The sequence below is a fragment of the Alkalihalophilus pseudofirmus genome, assembly GCF_029094545.1.
Classification (GTDB): Bacteria; Bacillota; Bacilli; order Bacillales; family Bacillaceae_D; genus Alkalihalophilus; species Alkalihalophilus pseudofirmus.
The window spans coordinates 1,662,077-1,681,574 of sequence record NZ_CP117835.1 but is presented as its reverse complement, the minus strand read 5'-3'; the positions used below and the strand labels follow the sequence as shown (position 1 = coordinate 1,681,574).

Annotated in this window: 27 protein-coding genes; all 27 read right to left on the bottom strand. The window is 31.8% G+C overall.

Translation table 11 applies throughout. The features are described from left to right. Window positions 1-15 precede the first annotated feature (15 nt). Window positions 16-165, bottom strand: coding sequence for a hypothetical protein (locus PQ478_RS08740; RefSeq protein ID WP_289236519.1), 150 nt, complete (start codon window positions 163-165; stop codon window positions 16-18). A 3-nt stretch (window positions 166-168) separates the two neighbouring features. Then, window positions 169-354 carry a hypothetical protein gene (locus PQ478_RS08735; RefSeq protein ID WP_289236518.1) on the bottom strand — a complete coding sequence of 62 codons (186 nt, stop codon included), beginning with the start codon at window positions 352-354 and terminating at the stop codon, window positions 169-171. 296 nt (window positions 355-650) lie between these two features. After that, window positions 651-2,330: a hypothetical protein gene (locus tag PQ478_RS08730; RefSeq protein ID WP_289236517.1), complete on the bottom strand. Its 1,680-nt coding sequence runs from the start codon at window positions 2,328-2,330 to the stop codon at window positions 651-653. Between the two features lie 91 nt (window positions 2,331-2,421). Beyond that, a complete protein-coding gene (locus tag PQ478_RS08725; RefSeq protein ID WP_289236516.1) occupies window positions 2,422-2,697 on the bottom strand; it encodes a hypothetical protein in 276 nt (91 codons plus the stop codon). A 201-nt stretch (window positions 2,698-2,898) separates the two neighbouring features. Continuing rightward, on the bottom strand, window positions 2,899-3,168 hold the full coding sequence (locus PQ478_RS08720; RefSeq protein ID WP_289236515.1) for a hypothetical protein: 270 nt from the start codon (window positions 3,166-3,168) through the stop codon (window positions 2,899-2,901). 2 nt (window positions 3,169-3,170) lie between these two features. Further along, window positions 3,171-3,464, bottom strand: coding sequence for a hypothetical protein (locus PQ478_RS08715; protein WP_289236514.1), 294 nt, complete (start codon window positions 3,462-3,464; stop codon window positions 3,171-3,173). A 193-nt stretch (window positions 3,465-3,657) separates the two neighbouring features. Further along, complete coding sequence (locus PQ478_RS08710) at window positions 3,658-4,071, bottom strand: hypothetical protein (protein WP_289236513.1); 414 nt, start codon at window positions 4,069-4,071, stop codon at window positions 3,658-3,660. 110 nt (window positions 4,072-4,181) lie between these two features. Further along, window positions 4,182-4,457, bottom strand: a complete 276-nt coding sequence (locus PQ478_RS08705; protein WP_289236512.1) for a hypothetical protein — start codon at window positions 4,455-4,457, stop codon at window positions 4,182-4,184. A 228-nt stretch (window positions 4,458-4,685) separates the two neighbouring features. Then, window positions 4,686-4,844 (bottom strand): hypothetical protein, encoded by a 159-nt coding sequence (locus PQ478_RS08700; protein WP_289236511.1) that lies wholly within the window; start codon window positions 4,842-4,844, stop codon window positions 4,686-4,688. Window positions 4,845-4,906: 62 nt separating this feature from the next. Next, the gene (locus PQ478_RS08695) at window positions 4,907-5,092 is read right to left on the bottom strand and encodes a hypothetical protein (protein WP_289236510.1); all 186 of its coding nucleotides are present in this window, start codon (window positions 5,090-5,092) and stop codon (window positions 4,907-4,909) included. Window positions 5,093-5,115: 23 nt separating this feature from the next. Next, window positions 5,116-5,277 (bottom strand): hypothetical protein, encoded by a 162-nt coding sequence (locus tag PQ478_RS08690; protein ID WP_289236509.1) that lies wholly within the window; start codon window positions 5,275-5,277, stop codon window positions 5,116-5,118. A gap of 85 nt (window positions 5,278-5,362) precedes the next feature. Then, window positions 5,363-5,581 carry a hypothetical protein gene (locus tag PQ478_RS08685; protein ID WP_289236508.1) on the bottom strand — a complete coding sequence of 73 codons (219 nt, stop codon included), beginning with the start codon at window positions 5,579-5,581 and terminating at the stop codon, window positions 5,363-5,365. 206 nt (window positions 5,582-5,787) lie between these two features. Beyond that, the gene (locus tag PQ478_RS08680; protein WP_289236507.1) at window positions 5,788-6,000 is read right to left on the bottom strand and encodes a hypothetical protein; all 213 of its coding nucleotides are present in this window, start codon (window positions 5,998-6,000) and stop codon (window positions 5,788-5,790) included. Window positions 6,001-6,027: 27 nt separating this feature from the next. Further along, on the bottom strand, window positions 6,028-6,516 hold the full coding sequence (locus PQ478_RS08675; protein ID WP_289236506.1) for a hypothetical protein: 489 nt from the start codon (window positions 6,514-6,516) through the stop codon (window positions 6,028-6,030). A gap of 309 nt (window positions 6,517-6,825) precedes the next feature. Continuing rightward, a complete protein-coding gene (locus PQ478_RS08670; protein WP_289236505.1) occupies window positions 6,826-7,047 on the bottom strand; it encodes a hypothetical protein in 222 nt (73 codons plus the stop codon). A gap of 11 nt (window positions 7,048-7,058) precedes the next feature. After that, complete coding sequence (locus PQ478_RS08665; protein WP_289236504.1) at window positions 7,059-7,322, bottom strand: helix-turn-helix domain-containing protein; 264 nt, start codon at window positions 7,320-7,322, stop codon at window positions 7,059-7,061. Window positions 7,323-7,782: 460 nt separating this feature from the next. Further along, window positions 7,783-8,304: a hypothetical protein gene (locus PQ478_RS08660; protein WP_289236503.1), complete on the bottom strand. Its 522-nt coding sequence runs from the start codon at window positions 8,302-8,304 to the stop codon at window positions 7,783-7,785. 88 nt (window positions 8,305-8,392) lie between these two features. Next, on the bottom strand, window positions 8,393-8,569 hold the full coding sequence (locus tag PQ478_RS08655) for a hypothetical protein (RefSeq protein WP_289236502.1): 177 nt from the start codon (window positions 8,567-8,569) through the stop codon (window positions 8,393-8,395). A gap of 41 nt (window positions 8,570-8,610) precedes the next feature. After that, on the bottom strand, window positions 8,611-8,937 hold the full coding sequence (locus PQ478_RS08650) for a hypothetical protein (protein WP_289236501.1): 327 nt from the start codon (window positions 8,935-8,937) through the stop codon (window positions 8,611-8,613). Window positions 8,938-8,971: 34 nt separating this feature from the next. Then, a complete protein-coding gene (locus tag PQ478_RS08645) occupies window positions 8,972-9,205 on the bottom strand; it encodes a hypothetical protein (RefSeq protein WP_289236500.1) in 234 nt (77 codons plus the stop codon). 167 nt (window positions 9,206-9,372) lie between these two features. Further along, window positions 9,373-9,984 carry a hypothetical protein gene (locus PQ478_RS08640; RefSeq protein ID WP_289236499.1) on the bottom strand — a complete coding sequence of 204 codons (612 nt, stop codon included), beginning with the start codon at window positions 9,982-9,984 and terminating at the stop codon, window positions 9,373-9,375. A gap of 383 nt (window positions 9,985-10,367) precedes the next feature. Continuing rightward, the gene (locus PQ478_RS08635) at window positions 10,368-10,910 is read right to left on the bottom strand and encodes a MarR family transcriptional regulator (RefSeq protein ID WP_289236498.1); all 543 of its coding nucleotides are present in this window, start codon (window positions 10,908-10,910) and stop codon (window positions 10,368-10,370) included. 56 nt (window positions 10,911-10,966) lie between these two features. Continuing rightward, the gene (locus PQ478_RS08630; RefSeq protein WP_289236497.1) at window positions 10,967-11,161 is read right to left on the bottom strand and encodes a hypothetical protein; all 195 of its coding nucleotides are present in this window, start codon (window positions 11,159-11,161) and stop codon (window positions 10,967-10,969) included. A 1,693-nt stretch (window positions 11,162-12,854) separates the two neighbouring features. Further along, window positions 12,855-14,696: a hypothetical protein gene (locus PQ478_RS08625; protein WP_289236496.1), complete on the bottom strand. Its 1,842-nt coding sequence runs from the start codon at window positions 14,694-14,696 to the stop codon at window positions 12,855-12,857. 36 nt (window positions 14,697-14,732) lie between these two features. Further along, window positions 14,733-16,931, bottom strand: coding sequence for an ATP-dependent DNA helicase (locus PQ478_RS08620; protein WP_289236495.1), 2,199 nt, complete (start codon window positions 16,929-16,931; stop codon window positions 14,733-14,735). Window positions 16,932-16,951: 20 nt separating this feature from the next. Continuing rightward, window positions 16,952-17,143: a helix-turn-helix domain-containing protein gene (locus PQ478_RS08615; protein WP_289236494.1), complete on the bottom strand. Its 192-nt coding sequence runs from the start codon at window positions 17,141-17,143 to the stop codon at window positions 16,952-16,954. Window positions 17,144-17,257: 114 nt separating this feature from the next. Further along, on the bottom strand, window positions 17,258-19,495 hold the full coding sequence (locus PQ478_RS08610) for an FtsK/SpoIIIE domain-containing protein (RefSeq protein ID WP_289236493.1): 2,238 nt from the start codon (window positions 19,493-19,495) through the stop codon (window positions 17,258-17,260). Window positions 19,496-19,498 lie beyond the last annotated feature (3 nt).

Here is a 19,498-nt window from a genome sequence, read left to right as displayed (position 1 = left end):
CATAAAATTAGAATTTCATTTTAATTGTTTATCTTCCTTTAAATACTCTGTTAGATCAATCAATGCACTATATACACTCAAGACCAGCACAGGATTATCAATCTCTTTTTCATTTAACTTGATCTGCTGCTTTAAATCTTCTGCCTGTTGAATTAAGTAATGCATGCTTTAACCTCCCTGTCTTCCCATAAGAGGAATTAAATCATTTTCAAACTCTCTATGTTTATCATAAGGCAAATCCTTCTCAAAACGGTCATATGATTCATAAATCATGTTAGCTACTGCTGCCGTACTTAAATTATACTTATCGAAGATCAAGATTAAATCACTATAATTATTATTCGACTGCCTCATCTGATCACCTTCTCTTATCTTGGAATGGCTTTTACTTTTCTGTTTCTTCTATTATATCACACTTACATATTAATTGATACCATTATTTTTATTTATTTTAATAATTATTTAAATAACTTTCAGCGATTTTTCACCTTGTCTGTTATACTAAAAACGCTGCTTGCACATACAATCCCACTATTACCACTAACCCTAATACAACGATAAATCTTTCTGTACTATCCAATGCTTTAAACTTTCTAATCATCTTAAAAACCTCCAGCGATTTATTTTAATTTCTGTTATAGGTGGATTAATTAGTTAATAAATTGTTTCCTCTTCTGTGCTTTAGTGATTAACTCGCTAACATATCTATTAAATGATTCTACATTATCCCCTAATTCAATCAACTTCCCCATCTCATCATGTGTCAGGAATGGTTTAACTTCCTTGTCAAAGTATTTTAAATAGTTTTCTTTTGCTACTTCTTCTCTACGCTTCTTAAATCGTTCAGAAGCATCAAGGACGTTGTAATGATCATCAAAGAATTGTAATAGCTTATAGTCTGTTAAAGTAACGTTATAGCCTAAACTGTGCTTATCTCCCGCCTGATCAACTTTATAAGTGAATGGAGCTGCGTTATCATGATTTAGGTTGCAACAAGTGAAATAAATATTTCCATTTAATTGATCTTGATGCAATGATAAACCTTTTATATATGGCTTGCTTAGTTGCTCATTGATAAACTTTTCTTGCTGATCAGATAAGGTGAATTCGTCCAGCGATATTTTTACTTTACTGTTATACGGTTTTACAGTTTCAATCAATTGAATTACTTCATTCATGTGTAACTGGTCTTTGTATGATTCAGCATCTAAAACCTTTACAAATTCCCCAACCTCATTAGAATCTCTATCAATACTTACAATGACTTTATAAAGCTGATCATCTTTAATTGATTCATTTTTATTATCTTCTTTATAATCCATCCCTAGTTGTTGCAATTCAATGTGATATTGTTCAAGCTCTGTTTCTGCTTTGTCGCTCATATCGTTCGCATAGCGTAGGTTTAAACCCTGTCTCAGCTTCTTATCTGTTTCAATGATATATTTAGTCGGATTGTTTAAAGCGTCCTTATCCTTAAAATAATCATCAAATACTTTTTCATTGGTGCTATTCTCTTCAATCAACTTTAAAAGCTCTGACTGGTCATCACTGTTTAAATTTACATAGCATTCATTCATTAGATCATAGGTCATCTTTTTTCTAAGGTTGTTTAATGTTTGCTTTTTGTCATAAGTAAAGCCCGTTTCTTTTGCTCTGTTTAATTCATTTGTCACACGTTCAACCATATCAATATTTTCAATATCCCTGTCTGACTGAAGAGGAGTTAAATTAATAATTTTACCATTTGAAAATTTAACCGCATTGCTCAAAAATGTCTCTTTTGATTGTTTATTCTCATGTAATTTATAGAAGCTTCTCCCCGCTGCAGTCATTTCCAATAAAGAAAGACCAGTAACATGAACACCATTCATAACAACCATAAAACGGCTATCTGACGCTATTTGATCAATCCACTCACTACCGAACGTACCAAGATTATATAAACGCTCTTCAACGTTTTCTTGCTTGGTGAATTCTAAAACCTCAGAATGGGAAATAGCTTTGTTTAGTTGTTCCCCTGTCATAACTTGCCAAGATGTTTTATTGTAATTTGTATAACCATGACTATCTAAACCGCTTGTAATATGTACATCATACACCGCTAATAATTCAACGTGAGGTTGCCTTTTAGTAACTGATTCAGCTTTAGCTTGCTTCTCTTCATTGGCTTTATTTTGCTCATTAGAAACGAATAGCTCAACGGCTGCTATGATGTCCTCTTTATGCTTTCTAGAACCCTTACCACTGACTTTATCAAGATGATATGTTGCATTAATCCCTAATTCCTCAGATACGATTGAAAAGCCTTTTTCTAGTCTGGTTACATTCATTTTAACAACCTCCATTATTTTAATTGATTGTATTATTCGTTTTCATGACTTGCACGATGGCTTGATCATGCAAGCTAGAAAGGAATAAGTATTAAACTATCACACAATCTTCAAGAATTAATCCTCTTTGAAAATCCTTGTAGTCAAAACCATTTATATATTTTTCAATTTCGTCCGCTACTTCTTCAAAAGAATGATTTTCAAGCCAGTAAGATTTTAATTCTCCTCCATAAACTGTAAAAACTATTGAATCAGAGTCAAACAAATTTACTCTCATTACACCAAAATAAAATGTTTCTGATTTTATTTTAAAGCCCTCATTAAAGTCTAGAGATTCCAAATGATCAATAAGCAATTCTTTATCCATGTAGAACCCTCCCAAAATTTCTTTATTTTAATATTACTAAAAATTTTCATTTCCTGCTAGTTATTATTTAAAAAGCGTATTTTATTTATAACTCATGTTTGAAAATCTCCAAGTCCAATACTTTTTATTTTCGTATACTTCCATATAAAATTTAGCTTTATTAATTGCCCTCTTTCTTCTTTTATTCATCTTACAACCTCCTTATAATAACTCAGCATTTTTTATTATTTGTTTACGTGTTTTCTCTCCAAAAATTAAATGCTTACCATTATCAATATCGTACAATTTCCAATGATTCCCCATTGCTCCCTTAGTTCTATATGTGAATACATTTAAGCCACTTGGAGTAGTGAAAGAATGACCATTATATAATACATTATCAATCGTATAAGATATTTTTACTAGAGATGGTTTATATTCTTCCATTTCATCAAAATTGTATAGGTCTTTTAATTCATCATATACATTCATTTTTAACCCTCCTCATGATCTGGTCTCACATCTTCTAATAATCCATCATCTTTTAATTCTTTTTTGTTAGTGAATCTATAAAGATTATATAACCAAATTTCTTTTCCTTCATCATTAATTCTTTGCTTTTTTATTGTTCGCCTTATTTTTATATTCCCTCTTCTTGGTTGAATTGCTTCAAATATTGCAACTCTTTCACCGTCTGCAATTTTCAAAAGTCTCCATACATTCGGGACGCATGAGCCTGTTTTATATAACTCTTCATGCACTAAAGTATATAGTTGTTGTTCAGTCATATGTATCAACTCCTTAATAATTTTTAATTTTATCTTAATTCCATTATATTCTATTCATCCGATAAAATGCAAGATTTATTTAAAATTAATTTTAAATATCTTTATTAAGTATCATGTACACGTTTTGTATACATTTCTTATATGTTAGACTGGTTGTTAATTAATTCTAACATATAAGAAATGATAAGCAAGATTAAACATTCATTTTTACAATAATACCAGTGTTTAAAGTTTTATTAATATCTTTCATATACTGTTTATCAAAGCATGCATATTTTGATTGTGTAGTAACTGCGTTTTGATTACTGCCAATTGTATCATGTGTTGATCTTGTGTCTAAATCGTGCCATCCTTCTACTACAATTAGTTGATCAGATTCATAAAAACGATGTCCCCAGTATTTACGCTTTCTTTTCGGCTTGTGAACGATTTTCAGCGTATTTTGATATTGTGCATATGGTTGTATTGATAACTCTTTTAAAGTCGTTTGTATGGCTATAGGGAAGCCAAAATCATTATATTTAAAGATAGTTATCTTTTCCCCTGCATATGCTTCTAACTTGCTTACAATGGCTTTTAGTGGCGTTTCTAATTGTGTAGTATACATATTCAATCACTCCTGTGGTATTAGTCTTCTTTGTTCGTTCTATAGCTACACGACCAGTTAAACAGCTATAGAACGACTTTAATTTTTAATATTAATTTTAAATAATTTTATTAATCAATGTTATTAGTGATTAATTCCCATTCGGTATGATCTTGGTGTGACCAGTTTCTTTTGTCCCATTCATCATCAAGGAATTTCAATTCTTTTTCTAAGTCGTAAATTTTATCATGAGCCTCATTCCACTTGTCGCCAATTTCAGCATGTGCCTTTTCAAAATCTTCATTAGCTGCTTTTTCGTAGCTTTCTAATAACTCATTTTGATTTTTAATTTCATCTAAAATTAGTTGCTTTCTACGGTTGTATTCTTTCTTTGTGATCTTTGCCATGTGACACACTCCCATAAATTGATTTATTTTGTTTGCTGCCTTGCTTAGCTCGTTATACTCATTCTAGCATGTTAGAAAATACATTGCAAGTATTAATTTTAAATATCTTTATTAAATTAAAATCACTGATTTATCGAAAAGAAGCTAATGTAAGTTGCTTTAAATCATCTTCAATATCACTCCATAGATTTTCAATACCTGTAACCTTATAGCCATAATCAATTGATACTATTTCAAAGTTTTTCCCGTTTGCTTCATCATCGTTCTATATAAAAATTCATGAGTTGATTCTGTTTCATTAGAGCTGAAAGTGATTAATCCTTGCACATATCCTTTTAAATCTCCTTTTTTGTATACATCAATGTTATCAAAAGTATAAGTTGTCATTCTTCATCATCCTTTTAATTATATTTTTAATTTCCTACATTCGATAAAAGAGAAGTTTCATTCTAATTGCTTAGCTGAATAATTTTCGCTTTGTAGTATTTTATATCAATTTCACCAATTTTAATTTTAAATAAAATTTGCTGCTTTTCCTCTTCACTTTGCGCATTGATTAAATTCAGCTTTTCTTTTTCAATTGCTTTTTCAGTTAGATCAATCATTTCTTTACATTCTTCAATTGTATAATTCATTTTATAGCCCCCAATTATTTTAATTAGTTTTGAATATATCCTAGAATTTTGTATTCTTGCGGTACACACATAAATACAATTTGCTTAGCTTGGTTAAAACTCCCTTTATATTCTTTTAGTGTTCCGCATGGTGTCTCAGCTACTACGATGCATTCACCTTGATTAAGTTCTTTAATTGTTTTCATTTTTTCGCTCCCGAATTCGTATTTCTTAACTAACTTCATTCTAACATATTAGATTTAATTTGTATACTGTTAATTTTAATTTATTTTAACTAATTTCTTTTAGTATCTCCTTAAGTACTGGTGCTCCTCCATTATCAACCTTATTATTAATGAAAAAGAATTTATATAGAAGAAGATCAACCTTTTCACTAAACAGACCAATGAACGCTGCAAGCTCTTTTCTGCTTTCTTCCGTCACGCTATTAAAACCGCTTAATTCTTCCGCTAACATGTAATTAATTAAATTAATAAGATTCTTTTTCATTAATAACACTCCTCTTGAAATGAATATTTTATAGGATGAAAATTAGTCTTTTTTTATTTCTTTTACAATGTTTTCTAGTTTCATACTTTCCCTATTTATTTCAGTTACTTCTTTCATTTTCTTTAAATATTTTAAATGATCATTGACAGATAGCATTTTATATCATTCTCCTTTTCATAATTAATATGTTATTGAATGCTTACAGGCTAGTTAAAAACCATGCCTGTAAGCTCTTCAACGTCCTTTTTAAAGCTTTTAAACTCCTCTTGAGTCGTAACCACTCCAAACATGTCCAATGTACCTATAGATCCATGCAAGTATCTTTCATTTAATGTCTTTCTGTCTCTTCTCGGCAGGTCTTTAATATCTTTTACAATCCATCTTAATAAATCATTATAGTTCTTTGAATTCTTATCCATTAAAATCATCTCCATTACTTTTTATTCTTAGATAGATACTGAAATATATTCCGTTCCGAATTTTAATTCTTGTTTAATATGATTTAAATTACTTTCAATTTTCTTAATATTATAAAGCAATTCAGAACGATTAAACATTTTTTCTAATTTCCATTCTAAAGGCTTTAAAGTTTCGTTGTAAAGCTCATCATCACTATAACCAACATATAAACCATCTTCAAGCTTAATTTTCCAAGAGTCGACTAATTTATCAAAAGTATCATTGTATTCTTTTACGGCTGCATTATACTCTTCTTTTTCTTTAAGTAGTTTTAGGGTATTTGTTTTATTTAATTTTACCTTTTTTTCTTTTAGTTCTTTTCTAAATGCTTTGACTTGCTTTTCTAGTTCTTTAATGTTTGGCAAGCTGATTCTTTCAATTTTACAAAACTGTGTATGATCACAATCAACATGAATAAAATTTTCAGTTACAATTTCATTGTCAAGAATAATTTTTTCTTTTGTCATTACAGTCATTTCAAATCACTCCATTTTTTATTTTAATTAATTTTTAAAAAATCCCAGCGATATTTCATTAAATCTGTTATGTGTATTATAGGTATGGTTTGATATTTATTAATTCATCAAGATCATACAGTTTTGAGTTCATGGCATTTTTAAAAGCTTCTTTTCGTTACTCCTTAGTAAGCCCCAGCTTTATTAATTGGGCTTTTATCTTTCTTGCTATGGCTCTTTGTTGCTGCATGCTTAGTTGTTTAACATACATGTTTAAATCCTCCTAAATAATATTTTTATTTACTTAATTAAAGGATGCAACGGGACGCATTAAGCAATCCCATCACATAAAATCCTCTTTTGTCCGTCAATTTCAACTTGTAAAATATAGTTTACTCGTTCGCTTTTAATAAGCTTTAAAGATTCTAAGATCTTATTAGATTCAATTTTAACCTCTTCTAATTCTAAGCCTTCAAACTCCTTTTGTCCTATGATCATGTTAGCTCCATATTCTTTATTGAAGTAACTAAAGATAGATGTAATATTTTTCATTGTAATTCCTCCTATTGATTTTCTAATTTCATATTTAATTTTAATGCATGAGCTAATTTTATAACAGCTTCTAAAGTTGGTAAAGCTTCTCCATCCTCAATTAAATTTATTAGACTAGCAGAAACACCAGACATCACAGATAATTCATCAATACCTATTTTCAATTGGTCTCTTCTAGCCATTAACTTTCCGACCATCTCCATAGTATAGTAAGTTGTAATATCGGTAGCTTTCACCTGTTCTTTAATATCGTTAAAGTTCTTAATTTTAAACACGCCCTTCCAATGATTTTATCTTTATTATTTCGTTTTCGCTTTTTTAACTATCTTTATTCTAACATGTTAGATTCTAATAAATCAAGTATTTTATTAAATTTATTTTTATTAATTTTATTGTTTTAATGAATCCCTTTAAACCCTTCTAAATGGCTCATTTAAGCGTTTTAAAAGATGGTAATACAATTGTAGCCTAATACGTGTAAATTTCCCCTATAGAGTAATACAACGTAATTTTACCCTTATTAAGAGTATAACCAGCAACAAAGATATAAGATAGTTCTTTATTGCGTTCCGTGTGAAGGAAGTCGGCAACTTGAGACCAATTAGAAAATGATTTAGTTTGATTATAATGATAAGTATTGTTGAATGATTGAATGTCTAGTTTTAATTCAATAGCACGTAGAGACAATTGATCAAAGTTGATTGATTTAGGCATAGGGTAAGCTCCTTTTATATTTTAATTACCTTTATAAACTCTTATTAATCCATCAATAGTATTATCGGTATGAAAGTAAAGTAATACATCATCACTTATATTTATATCCTTATCACTGGTTAGAAGCTCGGTAGAAGTGAAATAAAAACCGTCTTGTTCGTTGCTTGCATAATATTCGATTGTTTGGTCAGTTGAAACAATTTGATCAATAGAAGCTGAATAGATTGTAACGGCTTCATATGGCTTAATCATTGAACCATCTTGATATAAGTAGTAAACCATATTATTATACTTCAAACCGCTTAAATCAGTGTTTACAAGCTCGTGAGCGTTAATAGTGAGCGTGTCATATGAGTCAGTGAGTTTAATTGTATTATCTTCTATATGACTGATTACATAGCATTCCTCGCATGCTGCAAGTTGTTCAAGGTTTAATTGCTCGGTTTGTGACTGGTTACAAGCTGATAGAGTGAAAAGAGTTGAAACGGTTATAATAGCTAAAGCGATTGATTTGATTGATTTGATAAGTTTAGATTTTAACATTTTAATTTATCCCCTTTTGAGTTGAATTAGTTTAAATTCTTTTATTGGTTACTGGTTAAAGATTGAAAGGAAGCTAAGAGGCTATTATTTAAGCCTCTGTAAGCATTCTAGCAACATCAAGCGCTTCCTTATAGTCATGTATGATTACATCATTAAAGCCTCTTACAGACCACACATAACAATTATTAGTATATTGGATGGATTCAATTCTTTTTCCTATTTTCTCCCCTGCTTTAAGCTGATTTGATAACGTTGATAAATTCATGTGATAACCTCCGTTTTGTTTAGTTTTAGATGATTAATTGATTAATTAGAAAGCTGCTTTTTATCCTTTTTAACTTCCTTTAATAATACTTGAATACCCTTTTTAGTGAAAGAGTATCTAAAGGCTTTTTGCTTACCATTGTAAAAGTATTCTTCTACGTTGAAACATACCAGTTTAGCAGAAACAAGACTTTTCAAAAGGCTTTTAAACTCCTTGTATGTAAGCTCATAGCCTTTTGACTTGCTCATGTGCTTTGCTTCTCGGTATAGGCTTGATGTATCACATTGACGATCATTCAGAGCTTTCACAATATCCTTTTTACCTTCTGTCACATGTTTAGCAAGCGCATAGAATACAATCTTTTTCATGGCAATAGCCTCCTTTAGATAAGTTTGATAAATTTTAATTTGTTTTGAATTGAAGTTCATCAACGTAATTTTTAACAATGATAAGGATTAAAATACCAAGTGAAGGAGATCCCATAGCAACCGCTAAAGCAATAGGAGACATTGCAACGAATGCAATAACTAGATAAGGAACAACGAACAATGCAACTAGTAAGTAAGTGAAGAATAAAAGATCATTAGAGAAAGCTGCTTTTAGAGTTGAGTTGATAACGTTTTGAATGTTTGTCATTGTGAAAACCTCCGTTTATTCTAATGAGTTAGAATGTGATTTGTTGGTGAAAAGTAGGTAATTCCCTTACAAGAAAATAATACCACAGTTTAATGTGTATTGTAAAGGATTATTTTTATTTATTGTATTAATTATATAAAAAAGAAAAGACTGGTGAGAACCAGCCTTTATAATTCAATATGATTTACTAATAACTCTTCAAGTTCTTCACGCTTCAACTTGCTATATCCTTTGATTTTATTTTCTTTGCATAGTCCTTTTAATTCTTGTAAGGTTGCATACGATAAGATGAAAATTTTTGCTTCTTCTTGTACTGCTTTATCATTAATATCATATAGTTCGCAAGCTAATAGAAAACTTAACCTTACCTTTCCTTCTTCGATTCCACTTTGACCACTTGCAAACATATCCTCTAAAATTAAAAGTTGTTTTTCTGATAGCTCTTTAACTTCTCTAGTATATAGTAAGCGCAAGATATCAGCCGCAAACGTATTATAATTTACTTTTGAAGGATCTGCCATGCTTTCAAGAACACTCATTAACCAATTATTTTTATCAGTGTAATATGCCGCTTTTTCAGTTGCTGCTTTGTGTTCATCTTGAGCTTTTTTGATTCTTGCTGCTTTCTTGATGATATAACTGTCTAGATCGTTGCCTGCTGAATCTACTTCCCATCGTTTTAAGCCGCTTACAACTTGCACACAATCAGAGCCATATGCTTTACCTTCAAAGTTTACCGGATTTTTTAGAGAAGAACCGCAACGAGTACAAATAGTCATATTGAAAACCTCCAAGAATTTGTTTTTATTATTATATAAGTAATTCTAACACATTAGAACAATAAATACAAATATTATTTTAATCATCTTTAATGATTATTTATTTGTGTTGGTTGCTTAGTGTGAATAGTGGAATGTTAGTGGAAAGGTTGATTTATAAGGGATTGAAGAGAATAGGAAGATAAAATAATATGTCCTAATCTAAGGACATATTATTTTTAAGGGTATGGATTATAAAGGGATTTTTATTCACTCATTTATAGATATGTACTAATTTGAGGACATATTATTTTCACATTCAGGCTTATTATAACTAGGTTTTTAGCTCATTTCAGCAAAAAAGTTATCTATAGTATCTATACAGTTTAAACAATACGATAATATTATAACTCTTCTTTATCTTTATGAGTGTAATAATTTTTAATATCTTTATGTATCTCATTACCAATATAAAAAAGATTCGGATTCAAGAAATATCTTTTCTTTCTCTTATCTTCTTTTTGGGTCGTAAAAAGCAACAATTCTTTTTTAATTAAGTCCGTAAGGACGTTACTTACCTTTGATCTAGCCCAACCAGTGAGATTAATTATATCTTTTTGGGACATATAAGAGCCATCATCATTTCTTAAATAACAGCCTTGAAAGTCCATATATGCGCTTAATTCTGTCAGTAAGCCCAATGATTCATAGTCAATAATATTATTACGTCTCAAGCGTTTCAACTCCCCTGAAAAGATTTTTACAAAGTGAGTTTTAGTTTTCCATTTAACCTTTGATTTATCTTGTATGTATAAGCTTACGCCTAAATTCTCGGTATTTACTCCCATACTATCAAGCGTATCAATAACAGACTTTGCAGCCTCTTCTTGTGTGTGCATCTGTATTGCAGTAAGAATAGATTTATCAATATTATTAATGGTATACAACTCCTTTAAATAACGTTCATTAGTAAACAGATACAAGTATAAGTTAAGCTAGATAACTAATTATTAAGAAATGACATATGCTCTCTATAATCCTCTAATGCTTTTGATAATGTATCATTGTTTTCATATAACCAAAACTTATTATGAGTTGTTTCATGTAAAGCAGAGCATATGTATGCTAGTCCTTTCTTATTGTGTAAATACTTGTGTTGTACTGGTGAATAACAGAAATAAAATTTATTCTTTTGCATTGTATTTCCTCCTTTTGATATGTAGATATGTAGTGTGATACGTAATACATAGTGAAGAGATATGATAGTATATGTGTATCATTATCTATTGTATATTAATTTTTAATTATTGTAAAGGTTTATTTATTGTTTGGTGTTAGAGTTGTATAGAATGTGTATGGCTCTGTATAGCCTTGTAAGGTTGCTTAGTGGATAGTATGGTAAGTGTGAAGAGTATGTATAGTAATAGATAGTAAGTATAGTATAAGAGGATATATAAAGGTAATAGATGTATAAGGGAAGTATAAGGATAGATGGATATAAGGATAAGATAAGGAGATAAGAAGGTATAAGAGTGTGATATGTTAGAGGTTAAAGTGTGACAAGTGATAAGCAAGTGATGGATAGTGTAAGAGTAATATATATGAGTATGTATATTAGTATGTGATAGAGTGTGTAGTTCGGTTTGGTTTGTTCGGGTTCGTTTGGTTGGTGAGTTTGTGAATGGTTTGGATGATGGATTGATCAGAGTTGTGGGAAGTGAGTGGATATATGATAGATGTATAATAGTGTGAGGATGATGTGAGTTGAGTTGAGTTTGTTGGGACAATGGATAAGGAATGGATGGATGGATAGATGGACAGTGGATAGTGTGAGGTAAGGGTGGATAGTGTGAGTGTGAGGAGATAGGATAGTGTGAGGAGATAGGATAGTGTGAGGGAATGAGTTGGTTTGGGCTGTGTGGTTTGGTTTGGTGACAAGTGAGGATGAGATAAGAGGAGATAAGGAAAGAAGGAGTGTGAGTTGGTGAGTGTAAGGAAGGAGTGAGGAGAAGAAAGGTAAGTCTTATAACTTTAACCGCCTGTTACCCTTGCCGATATCAGTGTACTAGTTCATTAGTACAGTGGTATAGTGGTCTCGGCTGCAATTATAATTCTATCTTTTTTCGTTCATTTAAATTTTTCATTTTGATTCAATTGGTCGGATTCATCACTACATAATACAAAATTATATAGTCTTAATAAAATAAAATAATAAAGAAGGTTATATCACTACATAACTCTAATTATATAGTGATAAATTTATATAGGAGGGGCATAATTAACGTTAAATGGACTTGACACTAGGTTTTCTATGTGCCAAACACATTTATCCGTCCACTCACTTTAATTTTCCACTCGATAATTCCCCTCTCGACTTTCTCTCGAAAATATCCCCATTCCCCTCACTATTCTCTCTCCCCACTTTACCCTAAATCACCCCTTTTTCCACTCTCATCCTACTCAACCCCTTATCCCATCTACTCTTTTCGATCATCTTACCCTCCTAATCCTCACATATCTCCCATCTTATCTACTCTTTACTCACTTTACACCCTCAAATACGACACCTGTTTTCCTCTCTTCATATATCTCACTCTACTCACACTTTAATCCTCACATAACCCTTATCGTATCTACTATTAATCACTCAACTCACTCATCTGATCACACACTTTCGACTGGCACACTACTCACAGATCAATCACTTTACTCATACCTCTACGTCTAACACATCATCCATATATATAAGCAGCTATCCATATAGAGGGGGCTTATTTTACAATTTAAACGTATCCCTACTCACATACACTACTACCCTATATAAAATAGAACACAAAAAAGAGACGCTAGTTACACGTCTCTAAGGTATGTATTGAATTAATAATTTTAATTTACTTATATATAATAAATGGTGAACCCTCATACTCTACATTGAGAAGATTTTTTATCTTCTTATTTAATCTACTTCTTTTTAAATCGTACTTATCAATAAACTCCCCAAGCATTTTCTTAATTTGTATTTTCTTATACTCTTTACCACCAAAGCTCAGAACAACATTATTAACGATTTCACTTTCAATAATCCATCCATTTTCATTAAGTAAGTCTAAACAATACGTCTCCAATTTACTCACATTGCACTCACTCTGTTTAGATAGCTGCTTACCTTTTTGCAATGGATATACTCTATTTGCCTCTTCATCACCTAGTGATCTTAGAAGCATCTCTCTAGACCATCCTTTCATCGAGAAATGTTTTTCTTTGAACTCTACAGCTTTTTCCTCACCAAATGTCATAATCTCATGTGAGTATGACGGTAAAGCAAAGAACGTTAACTTATCAGATTTTTTATCACTCATTACTTTCGATACATCTTCAATCATTCTCTGTGGCATATCATCTTTCGTTTTCTTAAATATCAATCCTAAATAAGCAAACAAAGATACAATATCATTAACTCTTTTTATATTTTTAATGCCTTTAATGTTTGCTATATGTCTCACACTAGCATAAAACAAGTACTCAATTTTCTCATCGCTATAGTGTTCAGCAGGAAGATTCTCTTTTGCAATATTATGCAATATGGTCAGATCACCTAAATATCTTTTAATTCTTATGTATAACTCTGGATATTCTTCTTGTAAATCAATGCTCATTAAGTATCGAATGTTTTCATCAATGATTCTTCTTTGTTCTTTCTGCCAATCAGTTTCCTTCAATTCAATTCTATAGAGTTTCATCAAGAAATTCAAACCTTCTACTTTATTGCAGCCAAGAATCCTTTCAATGACTTTTCTTATTGTGCCTGTTTTAAATGTACATTTCTCACTAAAGCATTTATATATGTACCCTTGCACTTCATCACCATAGAAGATGTTAGCACTAGGGTTGCTATCTTCATGAAATAAACAAGAGCAGCTACCCTCCCCTAATCCCAACAGTAATCTCAAATCTTGCTGCTTAATATAATCATATACTTCTGTGTAAGTGTAAAATACAACTGGACTTGGACTTAAAATTCTCTGTAATGCTTCAATATCCTTATTTTTAATGAGTTTTATCATATTCAAGTTGTGGTGGTTACAAGGGAGTATATTATTTAAAACACTAGTAACCACCTGTACTTGACTGCTTGTAATATTGACTTGTTTAGTATTAGTATTGTTACTTTTAGTAGTATTAGCGGTTGTTTTAATAGAAGAATAATCAATAGAGGTATCAATGTAATCTTCAAGTTTAATTCTATTATTATAATTTAAAATAATACACTCTTTACCTCCGTAGAATAGTCTACTACCATCTTTACAACTTTGATCACATTGAGGATAGAGTTTATGTAATTCATTCATCAGTCTATAAAATTGATTGTAATTAGTTACAGGTTTATCTAAAGCCAATACAACTCTAATCTTATGGTGTTCATCAGTGTGATTAAAAGTCTTATAGATAAACATTCCAATATCCTTAAAGTCATTAATGGCTTCTTCAATTCTGTAGTTATCATCAAAATCCATACAAATAATTTGCTGCGAAGTCCAACAGTCAACACGTCTCTTAATCTTACCGTTCACTTTATTATTTAAATATCCAGCTACGAAACTTTTACCTTTAACTATTTCATTAGCCAAAGATTCAGGAGAAAGGTCAGTAGGGTATCTTACAACCCTACTCGTAACCTCACCTGCTGATACTGGCTTGCTTTTGTATTCCTTAGTGTCTAGCATAAGTTTCAAAACAATCACCCTTAATTATAAAATAATTTTAATTAATTATAACAACTCACTCAAGAACGTTCTTCTCATATCACTTACATCAGTTTTAATTGCATGGCGTAAGGCACTTAACTCACAAATCATTACAGCACCCTTCTTAGCTCTTGTAATCCCCGTATAACAGAACTGTTTGCTCAGTAGCATATATGAAGCATAGTCAAACACAAAGATGACGTATGGAATGGTACTACCTTGACTACGATGTGTTGATATCGCATAAGCCAACTCAATCATAATCATATCATCCTCAGTGTAAACAACTGGTTCTTCAATTCCTTCAAACTGAATATGGATAAAGTTCTTCTTCTTTTTATCAATATCAGTTACTCCATGTTCAATCTTCTCAATGATTCCAATTGTTCCATTAAAGACATTTACACCTGTTCCATCTACATCATAGTTATTTCCACATTGGATAACCTTGTCGCCCTCATAGAACGAGTATTTATTCTTCTCAATAGGTTTACCCTTCTTCTCATTAAAGACCTTCTGTAAGGCGTTATTAAGCTCGTATACGCTTATATCTCCACCTTGCTTCCTTCCAGTAATGAATTGAAACTCATGCAAGTCTTTATTGATAAATTTCCTCTTTGCAATATCAATCGTCAAATCAATAATTTGCTCCTTATGTTCCATTGGAATGACCAGCAGATCCTTCAGTTCACCAAACACCTTTTTACCATAGTCACCACTTTTGATAATCTGTTCGCCCTCACGAATCTTATTAGCAATAGAAAGGATGCCTGACTTCTCTGCTTGACGTTGTACTTTAGTTAACTCAATCGTAGGAAGTAAGTCAGAAGCAAGTAAATCCCTTAATACAGCACCTGAGCCAATTGAACTGAGCTGACCATCATCTCCTACGATAATAAGCTTATATCCATTCTCTACTGCTCTGAGAATGTCAAAGAAGAGATAGATATTAATCATACTCGTTTCATCAATAAACAAGATATGCTTAGGAAGAGGATTATCCTCATTGTATTTAAAGCCATCTGATTCAATTCCCAATAATCTATGTATCGTACTACCCTGTAATCCATTTTCTGAAAGAACTTTACTTGCTTTTCCAGATAATGCACAAGCAGCATGATTATACTGATCAAGTAACTTTACAATACCTTTAAGCACTGTTGTCTTACCTGCACCTGCCTTACCATTAATAACTAAAACATTATTCTCCATAGCCAACTTAATTGCTTCTCGTTGCTCATCTGAGTATTCAAATCCCTGTTCTTTTTCTAATTCTTTTACTTTTTCCTCATCATACTTCACATCAATCTTACTTTCAGCATCTCGCAATTCAATTAACTTCTTCATGATATTTTTCTCAGTATTGTAAGCAACCCTTCTTGCTACAGTATCACCTTCTACATAAAAAGCTTTTTCAGGTAAGCTATCAATATTGTCCTCGATAATCGTTCTTGAAATCTCTAACAGTTCTCTTGCTTTCTCCATTAATGTAAACTTACTCATCCAACAATGACCGTTTGATTCCTCTTGTGCGAGTAGAAAAGTTAAGCCAGCAAGAATTCTATTTCTACTTTCTTTACTGTCGCCTCTATTCATAGCAAACTTATCCACTGTCTTAAAGCCAAAGTTAGATACGCTACATAGGTTGTAGATATTCTCTTTAATCTTCTGTACAGCCATTTCTGCTGAACCGTAGTGATCAATTAGTTTCTTCATAGCAGGGAAGCTAATCTTTAAATCTTTAAGCTCAATAATAGCTTCTTGAATATCAAGATTGTCTAGAAGGTGCTTTTTGATTTTCACATACGTTTTCTTTCCAATTCCTTTAATGTCACTGTAATCAAACTTATCTTCTCTCATTAAATCGAGAATCTTATCATTAGGGTACTTATCAATGATAGCTCTTGCCTGAGTATCCGTTAGAAGTGTCTTTATATACACTTGCTGCTCTTGTGCAGATGTTGGTCTGTCTTGCTTTACTGATACAAATTCATATCCCTGACCATACTGAGGGTGAAATTCAGTTGGTGTGATTTCAATCTCATACTCCATTCCTTCAGCCAATTGAAATGTATTTCCTTTTACCGAGAAGTTCCCGTATGACTTATTGATCTTTACAGAGCTATGATTGCTTAATGGATAAAAGCTATAAATACCAAATCCGTTATCGAAGTATCTAATCTCTTTCGCTACCTCTACTCTTAAACTAATAGTCTCGTTCAAACTAACAACCCCTTATCATTTTAATTTATTGTAATGTTATTGCTGACAGTTTCTATGTATGTAGTCCACTTCTCGTAGATATGTTTAGGTATTTGCTGCACTTCGTTCTCTAGGATGCTTATGTACGCTTTGCTCACCCCTAGTGCCAATGCAATGTCTTTTGCCTTTATGTCATGCTGAATGCGTAAAATTTTAAGTTGTTTCCCTCTCAACTTCTCTCCTCCTTTATTAATAAGTTAATAATAGAATAATATAAACTAGTTAATACGTCAACTATTTATTTTAATTTATTTTATTAATTGGAGAAGGAAGCGACTATGTATGTGTCACTCCCTCCATTTATCTAGTTCTTCATCTATTGCTATTAGCTCATATCCTTTGTTGCGTGACTCGTGTTTATGCAGCCATCCTTCTACTACTAGCTCTTGCATTAACTCTTGCACCTTATCACCACGTATACCTAACTCTTTGCGTAAAGTAGTTACTCTGGTTTCACCTGTAGAGGCAATAATCTTCTTTAGCCTGTCGAGATCGCTCTCTTGTTCTATTGATTCATCAGTGTCTACTATTGATTCTTTCTTATGCCCATTTCGCTTCAAGTAGTTTGCTATTCTTTCATAAGCTTTTTCTTCTTCCTTGCTATCAAGTGATATAGCCGCACTCTGAAATTGCTCAAACTCCTTTAATTGACCCTCTATTTTCATTGCTCCATGTCCCTTACCTAGCAACTCAAAAGGTATACCCGTTCCAAATACGGTAGAATAAGCTTTATTAGAACCTAATCTAAAGCATATCTTAGAAGGAAGATTATCTTTGATGAAGCCATCAATTATCTTAACGTCAGGTCTTTGAGTAGCAATAATTAAATGGATACCTGCTCCACGAGCCTTCTGACTTAAAGAGGCTATGTGTTCAACTACTACCTTGTTAGACATCCTTAAATCTGCAAACTCATCTACTACAACTACAATATAAGGTAATTTATTGTTTGATTTGGCATTGTAATCTTTCAATGACTTAGCATTAGCATTAGATAATAACTCATATCTCTCTTCCATAATATTGATTAAATTAGCCAAGATAGAGACTGATTTCTCAGCATCTGTTTCAACTATCTTCACTTGCTCAAACTGCTTGAATTGGCTAAACTCTACTTTCTTTGGATCAATTAGATACAGCTCAAGCTCTTCTGGTGTCATCATTAACAGCATAGTAAGAATCGCTTGATTCAACCAAACAGACTTTCCTCCTCCTGTCTGACCTGCAACTAACAAATGTTTAATATCTGATAGGCACATAAAGATTGGTTCGCCTAATGGATCTAAACCAATGAAAAAAGGTATATCCAATTTAGAAAGTGAAGATAAGTTACTTGGACTGCTTAGAATATTGCCTAAGTATAACGGTTTTCTATCCTCCTTTGGTATTAAGAATGCAATTGTATCAGGCTTATCTCCCTGTTCAATTGTCAAAGATGGTACACCTAACGCCACCCGCAAATCCTTATTCTTCTCAAATATTTTAGTGAACACCAAGTTTTCTGGTATTGTATACTGACATCGAATAAAGCTTAATCCGCTTAATTCACTATCTAGCTTCATTCCTTTCCCTTTTATTACACCCACTCTTTTTAAAGCAGCTATAATCCTTTTAGAAATGTCAGAGTGCTCATTAGAATCATTTGTGACTTCTATTCGGGGGAGTAATTCAAATATAGAGTCACTTGTTGATTCAGAAACATATGATCCACTCACAACAGGAGCTTGAGGAATCAGGTCATTTGTAATTTCGTATGAATCATTTACACTAGTTAAAGAAAGTATCTCCTGCTTACATAGATATTCTTTATTATAGAAAGGCTCAGAATGATTGGTTGCTCTAACTAGATCAAAGCGATTCAGTCCAGCTAAATCATTTACACATTTATTGATTAGGCTAAGCAATGTCTTTAATTGATCATTAGATTCACTAGTTACGCCTATTAAACATTCAAACTGAAACTGATCGGATATTATTTTCTGTTCAATGTCTTCTAAGTTAGTGTAGATATTATCATTGGCATCTTCTCCTCTCTTCAATAGCTGTGCAAACTTACGCACTGTCTTATTTTCAACAGCAAGAGCATTGCCATTTAGAAAGTGTTGATACTTCTCTAATTCCTCACTTCGCCAACCACCCACACGTTTTTTAAGATTAATCTTCAAAATAATCTCATCATCGCCACTAAGAAGATGTTTATTACCTAATAAAGATGAGATGAATGAGAATCCTTCACCTACTCCAATAGGATAAAAGGAATCTTTTATTAACCCTAGACGATACCATCTACTCGCCTTTACTGACACCCCATTTGTAACAGGCTTATATCCTCGTTTCTTCCAAAAGTTAGGGGCGTGTAGATAGCATTTATTTTCATCCTGAGTAAATTTCCATAGTGCTGTGACATATGAGAGTTCTAGATAATTGTTTTCAAGAACCCTTTCAAAATCTTTTAGTAAGAAATCCTGATACTGATAGCGCTCTTCATCTGAATCATGAAAGCTTTCTAGTATTCTTTTTATCATATA

Coding starts and splice junctions, on each gene's coding strand:
- PQ478_RS08730 (WP_289236517.1), bottom strand. CDS start 2,330: ATGAATGTAACCAGACTAGAAAAAGGCTTTTCAATCGTATCTGAGGAA.
- PQ478_RS08650 (WP_289236501.1), bottom strand. CDS start 8,937: ATGAAAAAGATTGTATTCTATGCGCTTGCTAAACATGTGACAGAAGGT.
- PQ478_RS08735 (WP_289236518.1), bottom strand. CDS start 354: ATGAGGCAGTCGAATAATAATTATAGTGATTTAATCTTGATCTTCGAT.
- PQ478_RS08655 (WP_289236502.1), bottom strand. CDS start 8,569: ATGAATTTATCAACGTTATCAAATCAGCTTAAAGCAGGGGAGAAAATA.
- PQ478_RS08700 (WP_289236511.1), bottom strand. CDS start 4,844: ATGACAACTTATACTTTTGATAACATTGATGTATACAAAAAAGGAGAT.
- PQ478_RS08640 (WP_289236499.1), bottom strand. CDS start 9,984: ATGACTATTTGTACTCGTTGCGGTTCTTCTCTAAAAAATCCGGTAAAC.
- PQ478_RS08690 (WP_289236509.1), bottom strand. CDS start 5,277: ATGAAAACAATTAAAGAACTTAATCAAGGTGAATGCATCGTAGTAGCT.
- PQ478_RS08725 (WP_289236516.1), bottom strand. CDS start 2,697: ATGGATAAAGAATTGCTTATTGATCATTTGGAATCTCTAGACTTTAAT.
- PQ478_RS08705 (WP_289236512.1), bottom strand. CDS start 4,457: ATGGCAAAGATCACAAAGAAAGAATACAACCGTAGAAAGCAACTAATT.
- PQ478_RS08675 (WP_289236506.1), bottom strand. CDS start 6,516: ATGACTGTAATGACAAAAGAAAAAATTATTCTTGACAATGAAATTGTA.
- PQ478_RS08630 (WP_289236497.1), bottom strand. CDS start 11,161: ATGCAAAAGAATAAATTTTATTTCTGTTATTCACCAGTACAACACAAG.
- PQ478_RS08740 (WP_289236519.1), bottom strand. CDS start 165: ATGCATTACTTAATTCAACAGGCAGAAGATTTAAAGCAGCAGATCAAG.
- PQ478_RS08685 (WP_289236508.1), bottom strand. CDS start 5,581: ATGAAAAAGAATCTTATTAATTTAATTAATTACATGTTAGCGGAAGAA.
- PQ478_RS08670 (WP_289236505.1), bottom strand. CDS start 7,047: ATGAAAAATATTACATCTATCTTTAGTTACTTCAATAAAGAATATGGA.
- PQ478_RS08660 (WP_289236503.1), bottom strand. CDS start 8,304: ATGTTAAAATCTAAACTTATCAAATCAATCAAATCAATCGCTTTAGCT.
- PQ478_RS08715 (WP_289236514.1), bottom strand. CDS start 3,464: ATGACTGAACAACAACTATATACTTTAGTGCATGAAGAGTTATATAAA.
- PQ478_RS08610 (WP_289236493.1), bottom strand. CDS start 19,495: ATGATAAAAAGAATACTAGAAAGCTTTCATGATTCAGATGAAGAGCGC.
- PQ478_RS08695 (WP_289236510.1), bottom strand. CDS start 5,092: ATGAATTATACAATTGAAGAATGTAAAGAAATGATTGATCTAACTGAA.
- PQ478_RS08720 (WP_289236515.1), bottom strand. CDS start 3,168: ATGAATGTATATGATGAATTAAAAGACCTATACAATTTTGATGAAATG.
- PQ478_RS08645 (WP_289236500.1), bottom strand. CDS start 9,205: ATGACAAACATTCAAAACGTTATCAACTCAACTCTAAAAGCAGCTTTC.
- PQ478_RS08680 (WP_289236507.1), bottom strand. CDS start 6,000: ATGGATAAGAATTCAAAGAACTATAATGATTTATTAAGATGGATTGTA.
- PQ478_RS08710 (WP_289236513.1), bottom strand. CDS start 4,071: ATGTATACTACACAATTAGAAACGCCACTAAAAGCCATTGTAAGCAAG.